Origin of the sequence: Nocardiopsis baichengensis YIM 90130 (assembly GCF_000341205.1) — a bacterium.
Lineage (GTDB): Bacteria > Actinomycetota > Actinomycetes > Streptosporangiales > Streptosporangiaceae > Nocardiopsis_A > Nocardiopsis_A halophila.
On record NZ_ANAS01000037.1, the window covers coordinates 1 to 21,260 of the forward strand.

19 protein-coding genes are annotated in these 21,260 nt (G+C 74.2%); 13 read left to right on the forward strand and 6 right to left on the reverse strand.

Annotated elements, in window-relative coordinates:
• Positions 1-783: ATP-grasp domain-containing protein (locus tag C892_RS0124735; RefSeq protein ID WP_017559401.1), on the reverse strand; the 783-nt coding region annotated here is incomplete at its 3' end.
• A 280-nt stretch (positions 784-1,063) separates the two neighbouring features.
• Between C892_RS0124735 and C892_RS0124740 the strand changes: the two genes are divergently transcribed.
• The 5 genes from C892_RS0124740 to C892_RS0124760 all read left to right on the forward strand — a co-directional run bounded on the left by C892_RS0124740 (position 1,064) and on the right by C892_RS0124760 (position 9,915).
• The gene (locus C892_RS0124740) at positions 1,064-2,470 is read left to right on the forward strand and encodes an MFS transporter (RefSeq protein ID WP_017559402.1); all 1,407 of its coding nucleotides are present in this window, start codon (positions 1,064-1,066) and stop codon (positions 2,468-2,470) included.
• A gap of 467 nt (positions 2,471-2,937) precedes the next feature.
• Positions 2,938-4,626: a thiamine pyrophosphate-binding protein gene (locus tag C892_RS0124745; RefSeq protein ID WP_017559403.1), complete on the forward strand. Its 1,689-nt coding sequence runs from the start codon at positions 2,938-2,940 to the stop codon at positions 4,624-4,626.
• A gap of 25 nt (positions 4,627-4,651) precedes the next feature.
• Complete coding sequence (gene frc / locus C892_RS0124750; protein WP_017559404.1) at positions 4,652-5,881, forward strand: formyl-CoA transferase; 1,230 nt, start codon at positions 4,652-4,654, stop codon at positions 5,879-5,881.
• A gap of 3 nt (positions 5,882-5,884) precedes the next feature.
• Positions 5,885-8,035 (forward strand): acetate--CoA ligase family protein, encoded by a 2,151-nt coding sequence (locus tag C892_RS0124755; protein WP_017559405.1) that lies wholly within the window; start codon positions 5,885-5,887, stop codon positions 8,033-8,035.
• Between the two features lie 374 nt (positions 8,036-8,409).
• Complete coding sequence (locus C892_RS0124760) at positions 8,410-9,915, forward strand: Nramp family divalent metal transporter (RefSeq protein WP_017559406.1); 1,506 nt, start codon at positions 8,410-8,412, stop codon at positions 9,913-9,915.
• 108 nt (positions 9,916-10,023) lie between these two features.
• Here C892_RS0124760 and C892_RS0124765 read toward each other — a convergent pair whose 3' ends face one another.
• The gene (locus tag C892_RS0124765; RefSeq protein WP_017559407.1) at positions 10,024-10,848 is read right to left on the reverse strand and encodes a TNT domain-containing protein; all 825 of its coding nucleotides are present in this window, start codon (positions 10,846-10,848) and stop codon (positions 10,024-10,026) included.
• Positions 10,849-11,019: 171 nt separating this feature from the next.
• Here C892_RS0124765 and C892_RS0124770 point away from each other — a divergent pair, with 171 nt between their 5' ends.
• Positions 11,020-11,886 carry a hypothetical protein gene (locus C892_RS0124770; protein ID WP_239647522.1) on the forward strand — a complete coding sequence of 289 codons (867 nt, stop codon included), beginning with the start codon at positions 11,020-11,022 and terminating at the stop codon, positions 11,884-11,886.
• Between the two features lie 31 nt (positions 11,887-11,917).
• Positions 11,918-12,274 (forward strand): hypothetical protein, encoded by a 357-nt coding sequence (locus tag C892_RS0124775; RefSeq protein WP_017559409.1) that lies wholly within the window; start codon positions 11,918-11,920, stop codon positions 12,272-12,274.
• A 66-nt stretch (positions 12,275-12,340) separates the two neighbouring features.
• On the opposite strand, the gene C892_RS0124780 is transcribed toward C892_RS0124775, so the two are convergent.
• Positions 12,341-12,922 carry an HhH-GPD-type base excision DNA repair protein gene (locus C892_RS0124780; protein WP_026124616.1) on the reverse strand — a complete coding sequence of 194 codons (582 nt, stop codon included), beginning with the start codon at positions 12,920-12,922 and terminating at the stop codon, positions 12,341-12,343.
• A gap of 316 nt (positions 12,923-13,238) precedes the next feature.
• Here C892_RS0124780 and C892_RS0124785 point away from each other — a divergent pair, with 316 nt between their 5' ends.
• Both C892_RS0124785 and C892_RS0124790 read left to right on the forward strand, forming a co-directional pair.
• Positions 13,239-13,451, forward strand: a complete 213-nt coding sequence (locus C892_RS0124785; RefSeq protein WP_017539077.1) for a hypothetical protein — start codon at positions 13,239-13,241, stop codon at positions 13,449-13,451.
• A gap of 152 nt (positions 13,452-13,603) precedes the next feature.
• Complete coding sequence (locus tag C892_RS0124790; RefSeq protein ID WP_017539078.1) at positions 13,604-13,840, forward strand: hypothetical protein; 237 nt, start codon at positions 13,604-13,606, stop codon at positions 13,838-13,840.
• Positions 13,841-13,911: 71 nt separating this feature from the next.
• Here C892_RS0124790 and C892_RS0124795 read toward each other — a convergent pair whose 3' ends face one another.
• Entirely contained in the window at positions 13,912-15,030 is a 1,119-nt protein-coding gene (locus C892_RS0124795; protein ID WP_017559411.1) for a peptidoglycan recognition protein family protein, read from the reverse strand.
• A 190-nt stretch (positions 15,031-15,220) separates the two neighbouring features.
• Between C892_RS0124795 and C892_RS0124800 the strand changes: the two genes are divergently transcribed.
• Both C892_RS0124800 and C892_RS0124805 read left to right on the forward strand, forming a co-directional pair.
• The gene (locus tag C892_RS0124800) at positions 15,221-15,994 is read left to right on the forward strand and encodes an alpha/beta fold hydrolase (protein ID WP_017559412.1); all 774 of its coding nucleotides are present in this window, start codon (positions 15,221-15,223) and stop codon (positions 15,992-15,994) included.
• Positions 15,991-17,244, forward strand: coding sequence for a cytochrome P450 (locus C892_RS0124805; RefSeq protein ID WP_026124617.1), 1,254 nt, complete (start codon positions 15,991-15,993; stop codon positions 17,242-17,244). Before C892_RS0124800 ends, C892_RS0124805 begins: the two co-directional genes overlap by 4 nt.
• A gap of 205 nt (positions 17,245-17,449) precedes the next feature.
• Here the strand turns inward: C892_RS0124805 and C892_RS0124810 are convergent, their stop codons facing one another.
• Both C892_RS0124810 and C892_RS0124815 read right to left on the reverse strand, forming a co-directional pair.
• Positions 17,450-18,313 (reverse strand): ACT domain-containing protein, encoded by an 864-nt coding sequence (locus C892_RS0124810; RefSeq protein WP_017559414.1) that lies wholly within the window; start codon positions 18,311-18,313, stop codon positions 17,450-17,452.
• Between the two features lie 56 nt (positions 18,314-18,369).
• Positions 18,370-19,152 (reverse strand): FadR/GntR family transcriptional regulator, encoded by a 783-nt coding sequence (locus tag C892_RS0124815; RefSeq protein WP_017559415.1) that lies wholly within the window; start codon positions 19,150-19,152, stop codon positions 18,370-18,372.
• A gap of 254 nt (positions 19,153-19,406) precedes the next feature.
• On the opposite strand from C892_RS0124815, the gene C892_RS0124820 reads away from it, so the two are divergent.
• The gene (locus C892_RS0124820; protein ID WP_017559416.1) at positions 19,407-20,294 is read left to right on the forward strand and encodes a fumarylacetoacetate hydrolase family protein; all 888 of its coding nucleotides are present in this window, start codon (positions 19,407-19,409) and stop codon (positions 20,292-20,294) included.
• 222 nt (positions 20,295-20,516) lie between these two features.
• Complete coding sequence (locus tag C892_RS0124825) at positions 20,517-21,257, forward strand: (Fe-S)-binding protein (protein ID WP_017559417.1); 741 nt, start codon at positions 20,517-20,519, stop codon at positions 21,255-21,257.
• The last annotated feature ends 3 nt before the right edge of the window (positions 21,258-21,260 follow it).

Genomic DNA, 21,260 nt, shown 5'->3' on the forward strand with positions numbered 1-21,260 from the left:
GACCAGGCCCGCGCCGTTGCCGATGATGCCGACCTGACCGTCGAGCTCGACGTAGTTCAGGCCCTTGGCCCGGGCGTCGGCCTCCCGGTCGCGCGGCCCGTCGTCCTCGTGGAAGGGAAGCCGCTCGTGGTGGCGGAACACGGCGTTGTCGTCGAGGGTGACCTTGCCGTCGAGGGCCACCACCCGGCCGTCGCCCACCAGGGCGAGCGGGTTGACCTCGACGAGGGTGGCGTCCTCCTCGCGGGCCACCCGCCACAGGCGCAGCAGGGCCGAGGCGACGCCCTGGTGCGCCTCGGCCGGCAGCCCGGCCTTGGCGCACAGGGCCAGTGCGGCGCCGCTGTCCGGCCCGCGGCCGGCGGGCAGGGGCTGACGCACGACGGCGGCGGGGCGCTCGGCGGCCACCTGCTCGATGTCGACGCCGCCCTCGGCGGAGCAGATCGCGGAGAAGGCGCGCTCGGCCCGGTCGAGGAGGACGGCCAGGTAGAACTCGGCCACGATGTCGCTGGCCTCTTCGACCAGGACGCTGCGCACGGTGTGGCCCTTGATGTCCATGCCCAGGATCCGCTCGGCCTCGGCCCGGGCGGCCTCGGGGCCGTCGGCCACCTTCACACCGCCGGCCTTGCCGCGGCCGCCGGTCTTGACCTGCGCCTTGACGACGACCCGTCCCCCCAGATGGGCGGCGCTCGCCGCCGCCTGCTCCGGGGTTCGGGCCAACTGTCGCTCGGCGAGCGGCACCCGGTGCTCGCCGAAGAGCTGTTTGGCTTGGTGTTCGTAGAGGTCCACCGGCCCCTCCTCGGGTGTCGTGCCCCCCTGGAACAGTCATACCGAGATTGTATGCAGTATGCAATAGGTCGGCATGAGCTTCCGCGACGAGGACGATGGCGGGCGACGGGCCGGCGAGGGGGCCGGTGACCCCCACGGCCGGCCGCGGGTGAGACACCCGGCCACCGGCCCACGAAAAGGGGGCGGGCCTTCGGCCCGCCCCCTTTTCGTGGGCCTCCTGCGCACCTCTAGGCAGGAGGGCCATCGCTATGCATACTGTATGCATTACGGGAGGTGATCCATGAACCCCACCCCCTCGCCGCCCCTCACCGACCGGGGCGGCCACCTGCCTTCGCCCTATGCCCCGCCCCCGACCGGGGTCTGCCGCGACTGGGCCGGGCGGCGCTACCGGGTCGGACCCGCCGCACGGGACCTCGCCGGGTGCGACCGCCCCCGCCTGCTCGGCTTCGCGGCCGCCGCACTGGCCTCGGTCGGGGTGCTCCAGTTCGGCTACGGCACTGCCGTTCCCGCCATCGCCGCCGCGCACGGATGGCAGCCCGGCGCGGCACTGCTGCCGTTCGCCCTGTGGGTGCTCGTCCAGGCCGGGTGCGCCGCACCCGCCGCCCGACTGCGCGCGGCGGGCCTGCTCCCGCCGCGGACCGCCGTCCCGATCGGGGCCGCCCTCGCCTGCCTGGCCCTGCTCACGCTCGGCTTCGCGCCCGGCCTGGGCTGGGCGCTGCTCGGCTACGGCGTCGCGGGCGGGATCGGCGCCGGGCTGGTCTACCACTCGTGCGTCCACCTCGCCGCCGCCTGGTACCCCGAGCGCCCCACGTGGCACACCGCCTTCACCGGCGCCGCCTTCGCCCTGGGCACCGTCCCCTTGGCCGCGGCCGCCCCGTTCGGGCTCGGCGCCGCGTCCCTGCCCGCGGTCTGCGCGGTGCTCGCCGCCGCCGTCGCCCTGGTCGGCGCGGTCTGCGGCCGGCGGCTCACCCTCCCGCCGGACGACTGGTGGCCGCCGCAGACCGACCCGCGCACCTGGGCCCTGCGCCCGCGCGCCGGTCCGGCGGCCGCCCGCGACCACACCCCGGCCGAGGCCTGGCGCAGCGGCGCCCTTCCGGCGCTGCACGCCGTCGTCGCGGGCGCGGGGGCCGCCGCCCTGTTCGACCTGGCGGCCCTGCCCCTGCTGCTGAGCGCCTCCGGGTTCGCCCCCGGCGCCGTCGCCGCCGCCATGGCCGCGCTCATCGCCTCCAGCGGGCTCGGCCGCATCGCCGCCGGGCGCTGGGCCGAGCGCGGCGACCGCCGCCGGGTGCTCGCGGCGGCACTGGCCTGCGGGGCCCTCGCCCACCTGGGGATGGCCGGGGCGCTGGCGGCGGCCTCCCCCGTCGCGCTCGCGCTGTTCGCGGCGCCCGCCGGCCTCGGCGGGGGCGCCTGCTATCCGCTCACCCGCGCCCTCGCCGAGGACTACTTCGGGGTGCGCGGCTCGGCCCGCATCCACGGCCTGGTCTACAGCGCGAAGGGGGCGGGCGGCCTTCTGGGCGTCGGCGGCGCCGCCGCGCTCATCGCCTGGGGCCCACCGGCCGGCGACGCGGCGCTGATCGGTGTCGCGGCCGCGGGGGCCGTCGCGGCGGCCGCCGCCGCGACGGCGGCACGCCTCCGGCGCCCGGTCCCCACCAGGACCCTGCCCCCGGTGCACCGCACGGCGGTGTGAGGGGCAGGACACGGGAACGGGGAGGACGGAGGCACGGTGGCGCCGGGGCCCACCTCCCGCCCCACCCGGTCCGCCGCCCGCAGGGGCCGCAGGTGCAGGTGGCTCACGGCCGCCGACGCCTCCCGATGCGGGGCGGGAACGGCGCCCCGCCGGCGAGTCGCGCCGAGCGACGGGGCCCTCAGCCCCCGCCGGGGCGGATCCGCCGACCGGGCCTCCCTTTCCCCTCCCCCGGCCGCGCCTCCAGGGCGGCTCCCCTGCGGAGGGCTCCTGCGGCTGCGCCCGCAGGGGCGCCCTCCCCGAACCCCCGCACCCTTCCGGCGTCTTCACCCCCTCGGCCTCGCGTGACCGAGATCGGCGGGCCATGGGTCCTGGACAGCGGACGCGGGCTGATGTAGCAAAGAAGCACATACTGTATGCAGTATTCGGACGCCTCGATCGGCACCGACGAGTGAGGAGCGCATCCCTCCATGAGCAACGACACCGGCGAGGGGACCTCGTTCTCCGGCGGCCACCTGGTGGCCAAGGCCCTCAAATCCGAGGGCGTGGACGTGGTCTTCACCCTTTGCGGCGGACACATCATCGACATCTACGACGGCTGCGCCGACGAGGGCATCGACGTCATCGACGTCCGCCACGAGCAGGTCGCCGCGCACGCCGCGGACGGGTACGCCCGGGTCACCGGCCGCCCCGGATGCGCCGTGGTCACCGCCGGCCCCGGCACCACCGACGCCGTCACCGGCATCGCCAACGCCTACCGCGCGGAGAGCCCCCTGCTCGTCATCGGCGGCCAGGGCGCACTGAGCCAGCACAAGATGGGCTCCCTGCAGGACCTCCCGCACGTCGACATGATCGCGCCGATCTCCAAGTTCGCCGCGACCGTGCCGCACACCGAGCGCGTCGCCGACATGGTCTCCATGGCCTTCCGCGAGGCGCACAACGGCGCCCCCGGGCCCGCCTTCCTGGAGATCCCGCGGGACGTCCTCGACGCGCGCGTCCCCCTGGAGAGCGCCCGCATCCCCCAGGCGGGCCACTACCGCGCCTCGGGCCGCCAGGCGGGCGACCCCGCGGCGATCGAACGCCTCACCGAGCTCCTGGTCCGCTCCGAGCGCCCCAGCATCCTCCTGGGCGGGCAGGTGTGGACCGCCAGGGCCACCGACACCGCAGCCGACCTGGTGCGCTCGCTCAACGTCCCCGCCTTCATGAACGGGGCCGGCCGCGGCACCCTTCCGCCCGGGGACCCCCACCACTTCCAGCTCTCCCGGCGGCACGCCTTCCGCGAGTCCGACCTCATCATCATCGTGGGCACGCCGTTCGACTTCCGGATGGGCTACGGCAAGCGCCTGTCGCACGACGCGACCGTGGTGCAGATCGACATGTCCTACACGACGGTCGGCAAGAACCGCGACGTCGACCTGGGGATCGTCGGCGACCCCGAGACCGTCCTGTCGGCGGTCCTGCAGGCCGCCTCAGGGTTCAAGGACACCGGCGCCCAGGGGCGCAAGGCGTGGCTGGAGGAGCTGCGCGCCGTGGAGGCCAAGACCCGCAATGAGCGCGCCTCGCTCTTCACCTCCGACGGCACCCCCATCCACCCCTACCGCCTGGTCTCGGAGATCAACGACTTCCTCACCGAGGACTCCATGTACATCGGCGACGGCGGCGACATCGTCACGTTCTCCGGCCAGGTGGTCCAGCCCAAGTCCCCCGGCCACTGGCTGGACCCGGGGCCGCTGGGCACGCTCGGCGTGGGCGTCCCCTTCGCGATGGCCGCAAAGTACGCCCGGCCCGACAAGGAGATCGTGGCGCTCTTCGGGGACGGCGCCTTCAGCCTCACCGGCTGGGACTTCGAGACGATGGTCCGCTTCGACCTGCCGTTCGTGGGCGTGATCGGCAACAACTCCTCGATGAACCAGATCCGCTACGGCCAGATCGCCAAGTACGGCGCCGACCGCGGCGAGATCGGCAACACCCTGGGCGACGTGCGCTACTCCGAGTTCGCCCGGATGCTCGGCGGCTACGGCGAGGAGGTCCACGACCCCTCCGAGATCGGCCCCGCGCTGCGCCGCGCGCGCGAGTCCGGCAAGCCCTCGCTCATCAACGTCTGGATCGATCCGGAGGTCTACGCCCCCGGGACGATGAACCAGACCATGTACAAGTGATCCGGCCCCGAAGGGAGACTCGGCCATGAGCAAGGCACTCGACGGGGTCCGCGTGCTCGACATGACGCACGTGCAGTCGGGCCCCTCGGCGACGCAGATCCTGGCGTGGCTCGGCGCGGACGTGGTCAAGCTGGAGGCCCCCTCCGGCGACATCACCCGCCGCCAGCTGCGGGACCTGCCCGACGCCGACAGCCTCTACTTCACGATGCTGAACTCCAACAAGCGCAGCATCACCCTCAACACCAAGTCCGACGAGGGCAAGCGGATCTTCCTCGACCTGGTCCGGCGCAGCGACGTGCTGGTGGAGAACTTCGCCCCGGGCGCGCTGGACCGGATGGGGTTCACCTGGGAGGTGCTGCGCGAGGCCAACCCGCGCCTGGTCTACGCCTCCATCAAGGGCTTCGGCCCGGGCGCCTACGCCGACTTCAAGGCCTACGAGGTCATCGCCCAGGCGATGGGCGGGTCGATGAGCACCACGGGCTTCGACTCCGGCCCGCCGCTGGCCACCGGGGCGCAGATCGGCGACTCGGGCACCGGGATGCACACCGTCGCCGGCATCCTGGCCGCGCTCTACCAGCGCACCTCCACCGGCCGGGGCCAGCGGGTCGAGGTGGCCATGCAGGACGCGGTGCTCAACCTGTGCCGGGTCAAGCTGCGCGACCAGCAGCGCCTGGCGCACGGGGCGCTCAAGGAGTACCCCAACTCCGAATTCGGCGACGAGGTGCCGCGCTCGGGCAACGCCTCGGGCGGCGGACAGCCGGGCTGGGCGGTGCGCACCGCCCCCGGCGGCCCCAACGACTACGTCTACGTCATCATCCAGCCGCAGGGCTGGGCGCACCTGGCCGAGCTGGCCGGCCGCCCGGAGCTGGCCGAGGACCCCGAGTGGGCCACCCCCGAGGCGCGGCTGGACAAGCTGGACAAGGCCTTCGGGATCATCGAGGAGTGGTCCGCGCGCCTGCCCAAGTGGGAGGTGCTGGGCAAGCTCACCGAGCGCGGCATCCCCTGCGGCCCGATCCTGTCCACCAAGGAGATCATCGAGGACCCCACGCTGCGGGCCAACGGCATCGTCACCGACGTCGAGCACCCGGAGCGCGGCGGCTACACCACGGTGGGCCTGCCCATCCGCCTGTCGGACTCCGCGGCCGACGTGGCGCGCTCGCCGCTGCTGGGCGAGCACAACGCCGACGTCTACGGCGCGGAGCTGGGCCTTTCCGACGAGGAGATCGCCGACCTCGCATCGAACGGAGTGATCTGACCGATGTCCCCCTCCCCCTCTTCTCCCGGACGCGGCCGCGCCGCCGTGCGCGCAGTGCTGGACCGGGCGCGCGCCGAGGGCCGCACCGCACTGACCGCCCCCGAGGGCAAGGCGCTGGCCGAGGCCTACGGCATCGCCGTTCCCGGCGAGGCGGTGGCCTCCTCGGCCGACGAGGCGGTGTCCCTGGCCGTGGAGCTGGGCCTGCCCGTGGTGGCCAAGATCGTCTCCCCCGACATCCTGCACAAGACCGACGCCGGCGGGGTGGAGGTGGGCCTGGACTCCCCGCAGGCGGTCAAGGAGGCCTACACCCGCATCACCGCCGCGGCGCGCGCCTACGACCCCGGAGCCCGCATCGACGGCGTGCAGCTGCAGCGGCAGGTGGCCGGGGGCACCGAGGTGCTGATCGGCGCCGCCACCGACCCCACCTTCGGCAAGATCGCGGTGTTCGGCCTGGGCGGTGTGCTGGTCGAGGTGGTCAAGGACGCCGCGTTCCGGCTGGCGCCGCTGACCCGCGAGGAGGCGCTGGAGCAGATCGGCTCCATCCGCGCCGCCGAGGTCCTGGACGGGGTGCGCGGCGGCGCGGCGGTGGACCGCGGTGCCCTCGCCGACCTGCTGGTGCGCCTGTCGGAGCTGGTCACCGACTTCCCCGAGATCGCCGAGGCCGACCTGAACCCGGTGTTCGCCTCCGCCTCCGGCGCGATCGCCGCCGACCTGCGGTTCGTGCTGGACTTCGACCCGCCGGAGCCGCCCCCGCGGTTCGGGCGCGAGGAGATCCAGTCGGCGATGGAGCGCATGTTCCGCCCCCGGTCGATCGCGGTGGTCGGCGCCTCCAACGAGGCCGGCAAGATCGGCAACTCGGTGATGCGCAACATCGTCGACGGCGGGTACGCGGGCGAGGTGTACCCGGTCAACCCCAAGGCCGACGAGGTCTACGGGAGGCGGGCCTATGCCTCGGTGGGGGACATCCCCGGCGGGATCGACGTCGCGGTGTTCGCCATCCCGGCCCAGTTCGTGGCCGGGGCGCTGGAGGAGGTCGGCGCCAAGGGCGCGGCGGGCGCCGTGCTGATCCCCTCCGGTTTCGCCGAGACCGGCCGCCAGGACCTGCAGGACGAGGTCCTGGCGGTCGCACGGCGGCACAGGGTGCGGCTGCTGGGCCCCAACATCTACGGCTACTACTACACGCCCGAGAACCTGTCGGCGACCTTCTGCACCCCCTACGACGTCTCCGGCGGCACCGCCCTGACCTCCCAGTCCGGGGGCATCGGCATGGCCATCCTGGGCTTCAGCCGCAGCACCGGCACCGGGGTGTCGGCGATCGTGGGCGTGGGCAACAAGGCCGACATCGACGAGGACGACCTGCTGACGTTCTTCGGTTCCGACGACAACACGCGCGCCGTGGCGATGCACCTGGAGGACCTCAAGGACGGCCGGGCGTTCGTCGAGGCCGCGCGCGAGGTGGTGCCCCGCAAGCCGGTGGTGGTGCTCAAGGCCGGGCGGACCTCGGCCGGGGCGAAGGCGGCGGGGTCGCACACCGGGGCGCTCGCCGGGGACGACAAGGTCTACGACGACATCCTGCGGCAGGCGGGCGTGGTCCGCGCGCCGGGCCTGCGGGAGCTGTTGGAGTACGGAAGGGCGCTGCCGGTGCTGCCGGCCCCGCAGGGAGAGAACGTCGTGATCATCACGGGGGCCGGCGGTTCGGGCGTGCTGCTGTCCGACGCGGTCGTGGACAACGGCATGTCGCTCTATGAGATCCCGCCGGACCTGGACGAGGCGTTCCGCGCCTTCATCCCCCCGTTCGGCGCCGCGGGGAACCCGGTGGACATCACCGGGGGCGAGCCCCCGTCCACCTATGAGAAGACCATCCGGCTGGGCCTTGAGGACCCGCGGGTGCACGCGCTGGTGCTGGGCTACTGGCACACCATCGTCACGCCTCCGATGGTCTTCGCCGAGCTGGTGGCCGACGTGGTGACGCGCGCGCGGGCCGAGGGCATCGACAAGCCGGTGGTGGCCTCGCTGTCCGGTGACACCGAGGTCGAGGCCGCGTGCGCCCACCTGTTCGAGCACGGGGTGGCCGCCTACCCCTACACCACCGAGATGCCGGTACAGGTGCTGGGCGCCAAGTACCGGTGGGCCCGGGCCGCCGGCCTCCTCTGAGCGCGCGGCGCCGGCCGGAGGGGCCGCTCGGGACGGATCCGGGGGATCGGCGACGGGGCGCGGCTTGACCGGGCCGCGCCCCGGGGCGCAGGATCCTTCGCATCCGTCCCGCCCGCCACGGGCGGCGCTTCCTCCCCGGACCGCCTCCGACCGACACGATCCCCGGCCACCACCGCTGACACGCGCCCCGAGCCGCGGTCCGCCATCCGCGCCCCGGGGCACCGGCCGCACCGCCGGCGGCCCCGACCGACACGACCACCCCCGACCGCAGGAGACGGCCACGTACGAGAGCAACGACCCATGGCGTTCCAAGGGGGCTGATGGGGGCTGTGCTTCCCGCCCGCATCCGCACTGTCGTCCAAGGAGTCGACCCCATGGATCCAGCCGGTAGAGCACCTGGCGGAGTACCCGAGGACGGCGCCGCGAGCGCCGCCGACCAGCCGCACGCGCCCGCGCCCGAGGCCGAGGCGCCCTACGTCCCCCGTCCCCGTCCGCCCGCCGATGCGGACGGCGACGCGCGATCCCCCGAGCCCTCCGCGACCGCCGAGGCGCCACCGATCCGCCTGGAGGCCCCCGGCACCGGCGTGCGCGACACCTGGAAGGCGATGGGGCCCGGCATCGCCGCGGCGATGACCGGCATCGGCGCCAGCCACATCATGCACGGCCCCACGGCCGGGGCGCAGTTCGGCTACGCCCTGCTGTGGGTGATCCCGTTCGCCTACATCATGAAGTACTGCGCGTTCGAGTTCGCGCACCGCTACACCCTGGTGCGCGGCGAGAGCATCATGGAGGCCTACGAGCGCGTCGGCACCGGGCGCGGAATGTGGCCGCTGTGGTACCTGGGCGGGCAGTCCCTGGTCAACACCTTCGGCATCGCGGGCCGCGCCCTGGGGTGTGCGGCGATGCTGTGGGCCGCGTTCCCGTTCCTGCCCCTGCAGGCGTGGGCGATGGTGGTGCTGATCTCGTGCGTGGGCGTCCTGTGGGCCGGCCGGTACCAGGCCCTGGAGGTCGTGGTGAAGGTGGCGATCATCGTCTTCGCCGCCGCGGTGATCCTGGCGTTCCTGCTGCAGTCGCCGCCGCCCGGCGAGTACCTGGCGCGCCTGGCGCCCGCCCTGCCGCCCGCCGGGGCGATGCTGCTGTTCAGCGCGATGTGGGGGTACTTCCCCACCACCGTCGAGGTCGCCCCCATGCAGTCCAACTGGGCGGTGGACAAGAAGAGCGGCATGGTGCGAGTGCGCGAGCTGCGCGCGCAGGGCCACCGCGTCGAGGTCGCTCCGGGCTACCTGCGCAACCACCTGAAGCTGATGCGCCGCGACATGAACATCTCCTACGTCGTCTCGGCGCTGACCGGCATGGCGTTCTTGATCGTGGGCGCGGTGGTGCTCAACCCCCTGGGGCTGGTGCCCGAGTCGCAGGAGATGGGCTCGACCATCGCCCGGATCTACACCGACACCTTCGGCGTGTGGATCTTCCCGGTGATCATCGCCGGGGGCGTGGCCGCGCTGTGGTCCACGGTCTTCACCTACTTCGACGGCCAGGCCCGGGTGTTCGAGGAGTGCTGCGTGCGGATCCGCAAGGCGTGGGACTCCCCGTCCACCCGCAAGCTGCTCTACCGGGGGTTCCAGGTGCTGTGGGTGGTCGCGGGCGCCGCGATCATCTTCGGGATGCCCGAGCCGATCCTGGTGGTGCAGATCGCCTCGGTGCTGGCGCTGTTCTTCGCGCCGGTGCTGTTCTGGCTGAACATCCGCGCGCTGAAGGACTTCACCGGGGAGGAGCGCGAGCACCTGCCGTCCCGCTTCATGATGGGCTGGGCCTGGGCCGGCATGATCGGCCTGGCGGCGGTGAGCCTGTTCTTCCTGTACACCGAGTTCTTCGTGTGAGCCGCCCGTTCCACTGACCGGCCGCCGGATGCGACGGCCCGGCCGAAGGCGCCCGACCGGCACTCGCCCGCCGGCCGGGCGCCTTCGCCGCTCCCGGGCGGCCCCTGCTCAGGCCCCGGCTGCGGCGGCGCCGTGGGCGCCGTCAGCGTCGTCAGCGCCGTCAGCGCCGTCGCCGCGGTCGGCGTCGTCGGGGGCGCAGTCCTCGGCCGGGCGCTCGTCGATGTAGCCCCACTCGACCAGGGAGTCGGCGCCCAGCGCGTCGTCGCCTTCGGCCTCGGGGACCAGGGCGGGATCGAGGAGGACCTGCTCACCGCCGCCCGGCTGCTCGAACGCGGGGGCGATGGGGCCGACCTGGGCCTCGAAGGGCTCGTCCACCACATAGCACAGGTAGTTGTGCTCGGCTCCGCCTTCCCAGGTGTTGAGGGCGTCGGGCGGAAGGGAACGCTGGGCGAAGGGGGCGCCCGCGGGCGCGAGGTAGCTCCCCCAGGGGGAGCCGAAGCGGTCCAGCACCTCGCCTTCGGCGAGGGTCTCGACCTCCTTGACCGGTTCGCCGTCGACGACCTCGAAACCTTCGTGGGGCGGGTAGTCCCAGCCCTCCCGGGGCTCCCCCGTGTCGGGGTCGACACCGCGCTCCCAGTGCCGGGCGAGGAAGGCCACGGGGTTGAGCCGGCCGAGCCGGTCGTAGTCCTCCACGAGGTCGCCGACCACGCCCTCTTCCGGGATCTCCTCGGGTCCGAGGCGGGCGTCCCCGCACAGGTGGGGGCCGCGGACCCCGTCCGCGGGCGGCGCGTCGCCGACGGGGCAGGGGCTCTCGAAGTCGGGGAGCGGCGGCGGGTCCGCGGGGGCGGCGGCCGCGGGTCCGGCCGGAGCGACCGCCCAGACGAGCGCCAGAGAGGAAGCGACACCGAGGGAGCGTGCGAGGAGCAGGGGCATGCGTTCTCCGTTCGACTACCGGCCCTACAGGTACACAGAGCAACGCACATACTACTGAGCGCGATTGATTCGTCGGAGCGGATCCCCGGCCAACCCGCCTCCCGCCGCCCACCCGGTGAATCCGGCCGTTTTCCCCGCACGACGCGGGAAGTCGCTCTATCGTTACGCAACGTGCCATCTCCACGACACGACGGGGTCAAGGACCTCGTCCGCGAATCCCCCCAGACGGTCGCCAGGCTCGTGTGCGCCAAGAACGCGGAGGCCGCCATCCGGCCCCACGTCCCCCTCCGAGAGGCGTCGAACGAGCTCAACGACCGCCCGTCCAGGGACTTCTATCCCGACAACGTCTTCACCCAGGGCTCGCCCTCGGCTCCGTCGAGCGTCCTGGTGGTGGAGATCCAACACGAGAAGGAGGAGCAGAAGCGCCGCCAGATCGCCCGGTACGCCGCGGCGCTGTGGCTGTTCCACAGGTGCGCCCCCGTCGTCGCAGTGGTCTGCCCTTCCCAGGCCGCGGCCGACTTCTACGACGAACCGATCGGCACAGAGCTCCCGGGGTACCGCTACCCTCCGGTGGCGATCGGCCCCGACGACATCCCCCGGGTCGAGGACGCCGGCACCGTGGCCGACGACCCCGCCCTGGCGGCCCTGAGCGTCATGGCGCACGGATCGTCCATGAGCGTGCTGACCGCGTTCCTGGAGGGGCTGAGCAGGCTCGAAACCGATGACTCGTCGAAGTACTATGAATACGCCTATCGACTCGCGTCACAGCAGGTCAAACAATCACTGGAGGCCGAAATGACGTCCGGCACCTGGCCCGTCTACAGCCCCTTCGCCAAGACCCACTACGGCCATGGTCACGAGGACGGGCGCACCGAAGAGCGCGCCGCTACGGTCATCGATCTCCTGGAGGCCCGCGGACTGCCGGTCGACGATGCCACCCGTGCACGCATCACCGCCTGCAACGACATCGAACGCCTCAAGGCCTGGAGCATCGCGGCCCTCACCGTGGACAGGGCCGAGGAGATCTTCGAGGCCTGACCGCTGAGCGGGCACCCCGGCGGGACAACGGATGCCCGCACGCCCCGCGAAGGCGAGGCCCCCTGCGCGAGTCCCCTGTGAATACGGCCATCGACTCGCGCCACCGCAGGTCGACCGAACCCTGGAGGGCGGAACGACGTCCGGCACCTGGCCCGTCTACAGCCCGTTCGCCAAGGAGCACTACTCCAAGGGCTACGCGGCGGGGCTCGCGGAAGCACGCGCGGAAGGACGCGCGGCCGCGATCGTCGATGTCCTGCTTGCGCGGGGGCTGACGGTCGACCACGCCGTCCGGGCACGCATCGCGGCGTGCTCCGATATCGGGTTGCTGAGGACCTGGTTCCTCGCGGCCGTGAACGCCGAGCGGGCCGAGGACATCTTCGAGGCGTGACAATCGGGCGGGGCCGCCCCGTGCAGGGGACGGCCCCGCCCGATGCGCCGGGCGCCCGGCCCCGCTTCAGGACTTCTTCGCCGCGGCCTTGGCCGCACGCTTGGTCTCGCGGACCTCTTCGAGGGTCTGCTCGTCGACCACGTCCGCGATCGAGCGGCGCGCCCCCTCCTCGGCGTAGGCGCCCGCGGCTTCACGCCACCCCTTCGGGCGGACCTCCAGCCGCTTGCCCAACAGGGCGAGGAAGATGCGCGCCTTCTGGTCGCCGTAGCCCGGCAGACCCTTGAGGCGCTTGAGCACCTCCTTGCCGTCGGGGTCCCCCTCGGTCCACACCGCGTCGGCCCGCCCGCCGTACTCGGAGGCGACCGTCCCGCACAGCGCCTGTACGCGCTTGGCCATCGCCCCGGGGAACCGGTGCACCGCCGGCGTCTGGGAGAACAGCCCGGCGAAGGCCTCCGGGTCGTACCCGGCGATCTCGGCGGCGTCGAGGCGCTCGCGCCCCATCCGGTCGGCGATCTTCTTCGGCCCGGCGAAGGCCGTCTCCATGGCCACCTGCTGGTCCAGGAGCATGCCGATCATCAGCGCCAGCGGGTCCGACGACAGCAGCCCGTCGGCGCCGGCGTCCCCGGTCAGGTGAAGCTCGTGTTCCATGCCCCCGATCATCCCACCGCGCGCCCCGCCGACCGCCCTCCCGCGCCCGGGCGGGACGCGGCGGCCCGAGCGCGATCGCCAACGGGCGACCGTTCCGTCCCGGCGTGTCGCCGATGCCGTTATTCGGTCCGCCGAAATTCCCGTTCACCACGGCGGCACCCTGCCCTGCTGTGTCCCGGTTCGCCCGCCGCACAAGGCGTCTCCGACACACCGCCGACCTCAAGGTCTTCACACTGGGTATTGAATTCGCTACTGTACGTCGTGACCAAAAGGGGGCCGACCGCCCCTGATCCTGTCTCTCGTATGAGGAGATCCCGTGAAGAAGTTCCTCGCGGTCGCGGCCGTCGCTGCCGGCGCCCTGATGGCCACCGCGCCCGCGGCCTCCGCCGGCGACAGCTACGCGCTGATCAACGGCGACGTGCTGCCCTGCGCCGTGGCGCCGTGGAACTGGGAGGGCCCGCTGAACATCCTGTCGCCCAGCGGCGACTACAACGCCTGCCAGAAGACCGGCGTCACCCACGGCGGCTGATCTTCGGCCCGAGGCTGCCTTCGCGCGGTGGACGCTGCGAGGCGGAACGGGCGCGGAGCCGGGAGAGGCGCACCCCCTTCCGGCTCCGCACTCCGCCCGGCGCCTGCCGTGCCGGCCACTTTTTCGACCATTCACGAACTGGAGTGAGAACCATGAAGAAGGCCTTCGCGGTCGCCGCCCTGACCGCCGCCGCGTTCACCGCGGCCGCCCCCGCCTACGCGGGCGGCTACGGCCACGGGCACGACGACGGTGACAGCTACGCGCTGATCAACGGCGACGTCGCGCCCTGCGCGATCGCCCCCTGGAACTGGGAGGGCCCGCTGAACATCCTGTCGGTCACCGGCGACTACAACGCCTGCCAGAAGACCGGCGTCACCCACGGCGGCTGAGTCCGTCCACCGGAGTGCGGCAAGGGTCGGGGAGCGCTACTCCCCGACCCTTGCCCGTGTCAGGGCGCGGATCAGCGGTATCCGCCCTCCAGGCGCGGGCGGACCACCTCGTCGAAGGCGGCGGCGAAGGTGTTCCCCGGGCACTCGGTGGCCAGCCAGTCGCGGTGCCGCGACACGCCGAGCTGCACCGCCGTCTCCCCGTTGACCGGGTTCTCGTACTCCACCTCGCCGTTGGGCGGCACACCGGTCCGCTCGCACAGCAGCCGCAGCACCGCGACCAGGGCGTCGACCGCCGCGTCCGTGGGCATCGCGTCGGTGAAGTCGCCGAGCAGGCACACCCCGATGTTGCCGCTGTTCCTCAGGTACACGTGGCCGGCCGTCACCGACTCGGCCGACCCCGGCGCGGGCTCCTCGGCGAAGACCGGAAGGCCGTCCTCGCCCGAGTAGCGCCCCTCGTAGACCCGCCCCTCGGGGTCGATGAGCAGGTGGTAGCCGATGTCGCCCCACCCCTGGGTGGCCGCGTGGTAGTGGTACACCGCCCGCACGTCGGCCGCGTGGTCGCCGGTGGTCTCCACGGCGGTGTGGTGCACGGTGACGGTCTGCACCGGGTAGTACTCGGCCGGCCAGATCTCCTCCCCGGAGCCGTCGAAGCGCAGCGACTCGTCGGCGCCCCAGCCCGCGCGGGTCAGGTAGGTGACCTCGGCGCCGCCCGGGGCCCCGGTGTCGGCGCGCAGCCCGCCGCCGCGCCGGCCGCCGATGCGCACCTGCGGCCCCTGCGTCACGTTCAGCGCCGCGCTGCGGACGACGCCGCCCTCGGCGCGGACCTGGTACCCGGTGCACCCGGGCGGGGCGGCGGCCAGCGCGGTGGTCGCCGGGCTGCCGTCCGGACCGCCGCCGTGCACGTGGACCGGGCGCCACGCGGTGGAACCGCCGGCGGTGGCGAACCGCACCTCGGCCGCCTCGCCGTCGCGCGGCTCGACGGCCACGTACTCCACGCCGATCTCCGGCCGCACCCACCGCCCGCCGGCCTCCCGGCCGGCCGGTGCGCCCTCCTCCAGGACCCGGGGCACGCCCTCGGCGCCGACGCCGGCGCCCTCGGGCGCCCTCCCCTCGGCCGCCGCGGTGCCGCCCGCCGCCGCGGCCACCGCCGCGCCGCCGATGCCCGCCTTGACGAACTCGCGCCGTCTCACCTGGCTTCTCCGTCCGTGTGGGGAATGCGCGGGGTCCCCCGGGCCGGTGCCCGTGCCCCGCGGAACGCGCACACGATACAGGCGGCGCCCCTGTGGCGGGAGGGCCCGCAGGGGCCCGGGCCCTTGACGGGCCGGGCGGCGCGGGCGAGGCTCCAGGCGTCGGAACAGCGCGTTCGAGGAGGCACGCGAGATGGCCGCTGGACATGCCGAGGGATGCCGCCGCGTCGGCGAGGGCGACCACCCGGTGATCGCACTGCACGGGTGGTTCGGCTCGGGGGAGGCCTGGGCGCCCCTGTGGCCGCATCTGGACCGGCGGGCGTTCAGCTACGCCTTCCCCGACTACCGCGGCTACGGCCGCCGCAAGGGCGAGACGGGCGCCTTCACCGTCGCCGAGGCCGCCGCCGACGTGCTCGACCTGGCCGACGCCCTGGGCTGGGACCGCTTCTCCCTGGTCGGCCACTCGATGGGCGGGAGCGTGATGCAGCGGGTGCTGGCCGACGCGCCCGACCGGGTCCGGGCGATGGTCGGCGCGGCGCCGGTGCCCGCCTCCGGGGTGCCCTTCGACGCCGAGACGCGGGCGGTGTTCGAGGGCGCCGCCGACGACCCGGCGCTGCGGCGGGCGATCGTGGACATGACGACCGGCAAGCGGCTGACCGGGGTGTGGCTGGACGCGGTGGTGGAGCACTCGCTGGCCGCCTCGGACCGCGACGCCTTCGCCGCCTACCTCACGGCCTGGGCCGACACCGACTTCCACAAGGAGATCGAGGGCAGCCCGGTCCCGGTCCTGGCGATCGCCGGGGAGCACGACCCGGCGCTGGGCGCCGACGCCCTGCGGCCCACCTTCGGCGCCTGGTACCCGGCGGCCCGGATCGAGGTGCTCTCCGGCGCCGGGCACTACCCGGCCGACGAGGTGCCGGTGGCGCTGGCCACCCTGGTCGAGCGGCACCTGGCGGGCGCGGAGTGAGCGCTCCCCCGCGCACGCCGGACGTGTTCGACCCGCGGGTGTTCGCCGACGGCGTCCCGCACGGCTCCCTGCGGGAGCTGCGCGACACCGCCCCGGTGTCCTGGCAGGCCGAGCACGAGGTCGACGGGTGGCCGGCCGGGCCCGGGTTCTGGGCGGTCACGCGGCACGCGGACGTGCGGCACGTGCTGCGCACCCCGCAGGTGTTCTCCTCCAGCGCCGGGGCCACCCAGATCCGCGACCCCGACCCCGGCGACCTGCCGTTCCTGCGGCGCACCGTCCTGAACATGGACCCGCCCGAGCACATGCGGCTGCGGCGGCTGGTGACCTCGGCCTTCACCCGCAGGCGCCTGGACCGCTTCACCGAGGCGGTCACCGCGCGCGCCAGGGCGCTGCTGGAGCCGGTGGCCCGGAGCGGCCGGTGCGACCTGCCGGTGGAGGTCACCGACGACTTCCCGCTGAGCAACCTCGCCGAGCTGCTGGGCATGCCGCCGGGTGAGCGGCACCTGATGCTCGAGTGGACCAACCGGGTCATCGGTTACCAGGACGACGAGCACGCCGCGCCCGTCCCGGGCTCGGACGGGCGGCCGGTGAATCCGCGTTCCCCGGCCATGCTGGGCGACATGTTCGCCTACGCGGACGGGCTGGCGGAGGCCAAGCGGCGCCGTCCGGGCGAGGACCTGATGAGCGCGCTGGTGCAGGCCGAGGTCGACGGGCGCCGCCTGGACGACGACGAGCTGCGCATGTTCTTCTTCCTGCTGGTCATCGCGGGCAACGACACGGTGCGCAGCGCGCTTCCCGGGGGCGTGCTGGCCCTGGCCGACCACCCCGGCGAGCACGCCCGGCTGGCGGCCGACCCCGCCCTGGTGCCGTCGGCGGTGGAGGAGGTCCTGCGCTGGCACCCGCCGGTGCTGACCTTCCGCCGCACGGCGGTGCGCGACGCCGAGCTGGGCGGGCGGCGCATCCGCGCCGGGGACAAGGTGGTGGTCTACCACTGCTCGGCCCATTTCGACGAGCGGGTGTTCGACGCGCCCATGCGCTTCGACGCGGGGCGCTCCCCCAACGACCACCTGGCCTTCGGCGACGGCCCGCACCTGTGCCTGGGCGCGCACTTCGCCCGGCTGCAGATGCGGATCTTCTTCACCGAGATGGTGCGCATGCTCCCCTGCCCCCGCCGCGACGGCCCGGTCAAGCGCCTGACCTCCAACTTCATCAACGGAATCTCGCACCTGCCGCTGCGCTGGGAAGGGTGAGGAGGAGCCCCGGTCCTGCTCCCCGCACGGCGAGGAGCGCCCGCGCAGCGTCTCGCGTCCTCGGCCCCCATGCCCCACAGGGCTCGGCGGCGCTCCGCGGGTTCCCCGGCCTGATCGGACCCCGGCCGCGGTGTCCGGCCGCGATACCGCCGCATCGGCCGTTCGTGCTCCCCCTCCATCCGGAGCCCAAGCCCATCGCGTCAAGCTACCGGTGGCCCCACTCCTTGGGCGCCTTGTCGCCGGTGAGCGCCGTCGCCGCTTGGACGAAGGCGCGGCAGCGGGCGAACTCCACGGCGGTGAAGGGCACCTGTTCGCGGTGCAGGAGCACGTACCCGGCCCCGGGCACCGTCAGGCACAGGGCGGTCCCGGCCAGTTCGTCGGGCCCCGGACCGTCCGGCCGGGCGGCGGTGTGCTCGGCCGCGTCGGCCCCGCACAGTGCGGCCAGCGCCTCGGCGAGCGTGGTGCCCCCGGCGGCGACCGCGGCCGCCAGTGAGAGCGCACGGCCCGTGGTGTCGCTGAGCTCGTGCAGGTCGGCGGGCTCGACCACCGGCGTGCGGCCGCCGGCGCGGGCCACGGCCTCGCGCAGCCGGTCCGGGCCGACCGGCCCCGGAGCGGTCAGGTAGAAGTCGTCGAGCGCCTCCCCCGCGCCCGGGTGGATCTGGACCAGCCTGATGTCGACGCCCAGTTCGGCCATCCGGGCGGTGAGCGCGGCCAGGCCGCCGGGCAGGTCGTCCACGGCCACCCGGAGCCGCCACAGCCGCTCGCCCTGCCTGCGCGGGCCGGCGGTGCGGCGCCCCGGCCCCGGTTCCCGGGCGGCCCGGCGGTGGCGGCGCCAGCGGTGCACCGAGGCGCCCGCGACCAGTGCGGCGCCCAAGGCGATCAGGAGCGCTCCCCCGCCTTCGCTGTGGCCCAAGGAGAGCACCAGCAGGTGCGCGGCGCCCCCGGCCAGCAGCAGCGCCCCCAGTTCCAGGGCCTCCCGGCCGAGGAAGCCGGCGTGCGGTGCCGAGGGCGCGGGCGGCGCCCCGTGCGGGGTGCGGTCCGTTGCGGTGGTGCGTGCGTCTGCTCCCATGCCGGCGATGGTGCCCGCCGCACGTTGCACCCGCTCGACGGCCCGTGACAGGCCTGTTACCGCCGACCGTGAGGCCGCTCACCCCCGCCGGCGGCCGGTTCGGCGGCCGCGCCCTCCGGTCCGGTGTCCAGGTCGGCCCGCAGCCACCGCTCGACCTCCATGACGTGCATGGTGGCGGCGGCCCGCGCGGCGTCGGGGTCGCGGTCCAGCAGGGCTCGGTAGATCCGCTCGTGGTCCTGGCGCAGGCGCGCGGCCTGCCCGGCCGCGCAGTGCCCGCGCCACACCCGCGCGTTGAAGGTGCGCGAGGAGAGCCCGTCGTTGATGGCCGACAGCGTGGCGTTCCCGGTGATCTGCACGATCGCCTGGTGGAAGGTCAGGTCGGCGGCGACCGTTTCGCGGCCGCCCCCGCCCGAGGAGATCCGGTCCAGGATGGCGCCGACCCGCTCCAGCTGCGCGTCGGTGGCGCGGGCCGCGGCCAGCGCGGTGGCGGCCGGCTCCAGCATCCGGCGCACCTGCAGCACCTCGATGAGGGTGTCGCCCTGGGAGATCTCGGCCAGCACCGAGAAGGTCTCCAGCAGGTCGGCCGGGCGCAGCGAGGAGACGTAGACGCCCGCGCCGTGCCGCACCTCCAGCACGCCCAGGGTGGTCAGCGTGCGCACCGCCTCGCGCATGGAGCTGCGCGAGACCTCGAACTCCTGGGCCAGGTCCCGCTCGGTGGGCAGGCGGTCGCCGGGGCGCAGCCGCCCCTCGGCGATCATCTCCTTGATCCGCTCGACGGGGCGCCGGGTCACCGGCATGCGCGCCTCGGTCGCGGCGGGGCTCGGGCCGTCGGTCGGCATCACGCGGGGTCCTCTCCAGGGGGCGGCGGGCCTCGGCACCGCGCACGGTCGTTCTGCTCCGCCCATCTTGACACCCCCTCTCCGCTGCACGTAGAAGTGATCCGACCACTTTGTCGACATGAGGCAGACCACACCGTCATCTACCGGCCCGAATCCGGGACATCGGCGGACGGACAGCACCGAACTGATCAGACCAATCGACGCGCCCGTGCGCCGCGCCGGCCGCGGACGCCGCCGACGGAAAGGCCTGCACCGTGAAGCTGCTGAGGATCGGACCGCCCGGGGCCGAACGGCCCGCCGCCCTGTCCCCCGAGGGCGTGCCCCTCGACCTGTCCCCGATCACCGACGACATCGACGGCGCCTTCCTGTCCGGCGGGGGCCTGGAGCGCGCCCGCGCCGCCCTGGAGGCCGGCGGCCTGCCGGTGCTGTCCGGGGCCGCCGGTGGCGCCGGGGCCGGCGCCCCCGGCGGCCCGCGCGTGGGCCCGCCGCTGGCGCCCCGCGGCAAGCTCATCGGGATCGGCACCAACTACGCCGACTACGCGGCGGCCACCGGGGCCGAGCCGCCCGAGCGGCCGATCGTCTTCATCAAGCCCACCGACACCGTGGTGGGCCCACACGACCCGGTGCGCATCCCGCGCGGCTGCTCGGCCACCGACCACGAGGTGGAGCTGGCCGTGGTGATCGGGCGCACCGCCCGCTACCTGGAGTCCGACGCCGAGGCCGAGGCGGCCGTGGCCGGGTACGCGGTGGCCAACGACGTCACCGAGCGCGAGCACCAGTTCGGCCACGGCGGACAGTGGGGCAAGGGCAAGTCCTTCGAGACCTTCACCCCGCTGGGCCCGTGGCTGGTCACCCCCGACGAACTGGGGGCGCGCGGCACCGCCGCGCTCGGCCTGCGCACCCGGGTCAACGGCGCACTGGTGCAGGACGGCACCACCGAGGCGATGATCTTCGATGTGCCCTTCCTGGTGCGCCACCTGAGCCGCTTCATGGCGCTGCGCCCGGGCGACGTCGTCATCACCGGCACCCCCGCGGGCGTGGCCATGACCCGGCCGGACACGCCCTACCTGCGGGCCGGCGACGTGATGGAACTGGAGGTGGACGGACTGGGCGGCCAGCGGCAGGTGCTGACGGCCGCCTGAGCATGGGCGGAGGGACGCGCCGACACGCCCTTCCGCCGCCGGGTGGGCGCCCGGCTCCGCGTCTAGGGTGAGCCCCGCGGACGCCTCCCGGCGCCCGGACCGCCCCTGTGGGGGGGCGGTCCGGGCGCACCGGACGGGGTCCGGCGGCCCACGCCGAAGTGTCGGCACCCGACCGACCGCGCGGGCCGCCCCACGGGAGCGGCCCTGGAGAAGAGGGAGCGCATGCGGATCGCGCTATTCGTCACCTGCGTCAACGACACGCTGTACCCGGGGACCGGGCGAGCGGTGGTGCGGCTGCTGGAGCGGCTGGGGCACGAGGTCGTGTTCTCCGAGGACCAGACCTGCTGCGGGCAGATGCACTACAACTCCGGCTACCGGCGCGACGCCCAGCGCCTGGCCGTGCGCTTCCTGCGCACGTTCGAGGGCGCCGACGCCGTCGTCGCGCCCTCCGGCTCCTGCGCGGCGATGATCCGCGACAACTACCCGCGCCTTGGCGAGGACGGCAGCCGTCTGCAGCGCGCCGCCGCCGATCTGGCGCCGCGCGTGTACGACCTGTCCGAGCTGCTGGTGGACGTGCTGGGCGTCACCGACGTGGGCGCCTACTTCCCGCACACCGTCACCTACCACCCCACCTGCCACGGGCTGCGCATGCTGCGCCTGGGCGACCGCCCCTACCGGCTGCTGCGCGCCGTGCGCGGGCTGAGCCTGGTGGACCTGCCCGGCGCCGCCGAGTGCTGCGGCTTCGGCGGCACGTTCGCGGTGAAGAACCCGGACGTGTCGGCGGCGATGGGCTCGGACAAGGCCCGCAACGCCGCCTCCACCGGTGCCGAGGTGCTGTGCGCGGTCGACAACTCCTGCCTGATGCACATCGGCGGGACGCTCAGCCGCGAGCGCGCGGGCATGCGCGTGGTGCACCTGGCGGAGATCCTGGCGTCGACGGAACGGGAGCCGGCCCTCGCATGAGCA

What these genes read in the sequence shown, in the direction of transcription:
- C892_RS0124740 (WP_017559402.1), top strand. Translation starts at nt 1,064, where the DNA reads ATGAACCCCACCCCCTCGCCGCCCCTCACCGACCGGGGCGGCCACCTG.
- C892_RS0124745 (WP_017559403.1), top strand. Translation starts at nt 2,938, where the DNA reads ATGAGCAACGACACCGGCGAGGGGACCTCGTTCTCCGGCGGCCACCTG.
- frc (WP_017559404.1), top strand. Translation starts at nt 4,652, where the DNA reads ATGAGCAAGGCACTCGACGGGGTCCGCGTGCTCGACATGACGCACGTG.
- C892_RS0124755 (WP_017559405.1), top strand. Translation starts at nt 5,885, where the DNA reads ATGTCCCCCTCCCCCTCTTCTCCCGGACGCGGCCGCGCCGCCGTGCGC.
- C892_RS0124760 (WP_017559406.1), top strand. Translation starts at nt 8,410, where the DNA reads ATGGATCCAGCCGGTAGAGCACCTGGCGGAGTACCCGAGGACGGCGCC.
- C892_RS0124765 (WP_017559407.1), bottom strand. Translation starts at nt 10,848, where the DNA reads ATGCCCCTGCTCCTCGCACGCTCCCTCGGTGTCGCTTCCTCTCTGGCG.
- C892_RS0124775 (WP_017559409.1), top strand. Translation starts at nt 11,918, where the DNA reads ATGCCCGCACGCCCCGCGAAGGCGAGGCCCCCTGCGCGAGTCCCCTGT.
- C892_RS0124780 (WP_026124616.1), bottom strand. Translation starts at nt 12,922, where the DNA reads ATGGAACACGAGCTTCACCTGACCGGGGACGCCGGCGCCGACGGGCTG.
- C892_RS0124790 (WP_017539078.1), top strand. Translation starts at nt 13,604, where the DNA reads ATGAAGAAGGCCTTCGCGGTCGCCGCCCTGACCGCCGCCGCGTTCACC.
- C892_RS0124800 (WP_017559412.1), top strand. Translation starts at nt 15,221, where the DNA reads ATGGCCGCTGGACATGCCGAGGGATGCCGCCGCGTCGGCGAGGGCGAC.
- C892_RS0124810 (WP_017559414.1), bottom strand. Translation starts at nt 18,313, where the DNA reads ATGGGAGCAGACGCACGCACCACCGCAACGGACCGCACCCCGCACGGG.
- C892_RS0124815 (WP_017559415.1), bottom strand. Translation starts at nt 19,152, where the DNA reads ATGCCGACCGACGGCCCGAGCCCCGCCGCGACCGAGGCGCGCATGCCG.
- C892_RS0124825 (WP_017559417.1), top strand. Translation starts at nt 20,517, where the DNA reads ATGCGGATCGCGCTATTCGTCACCTGCGTCAACGACACGCTGTACCCG.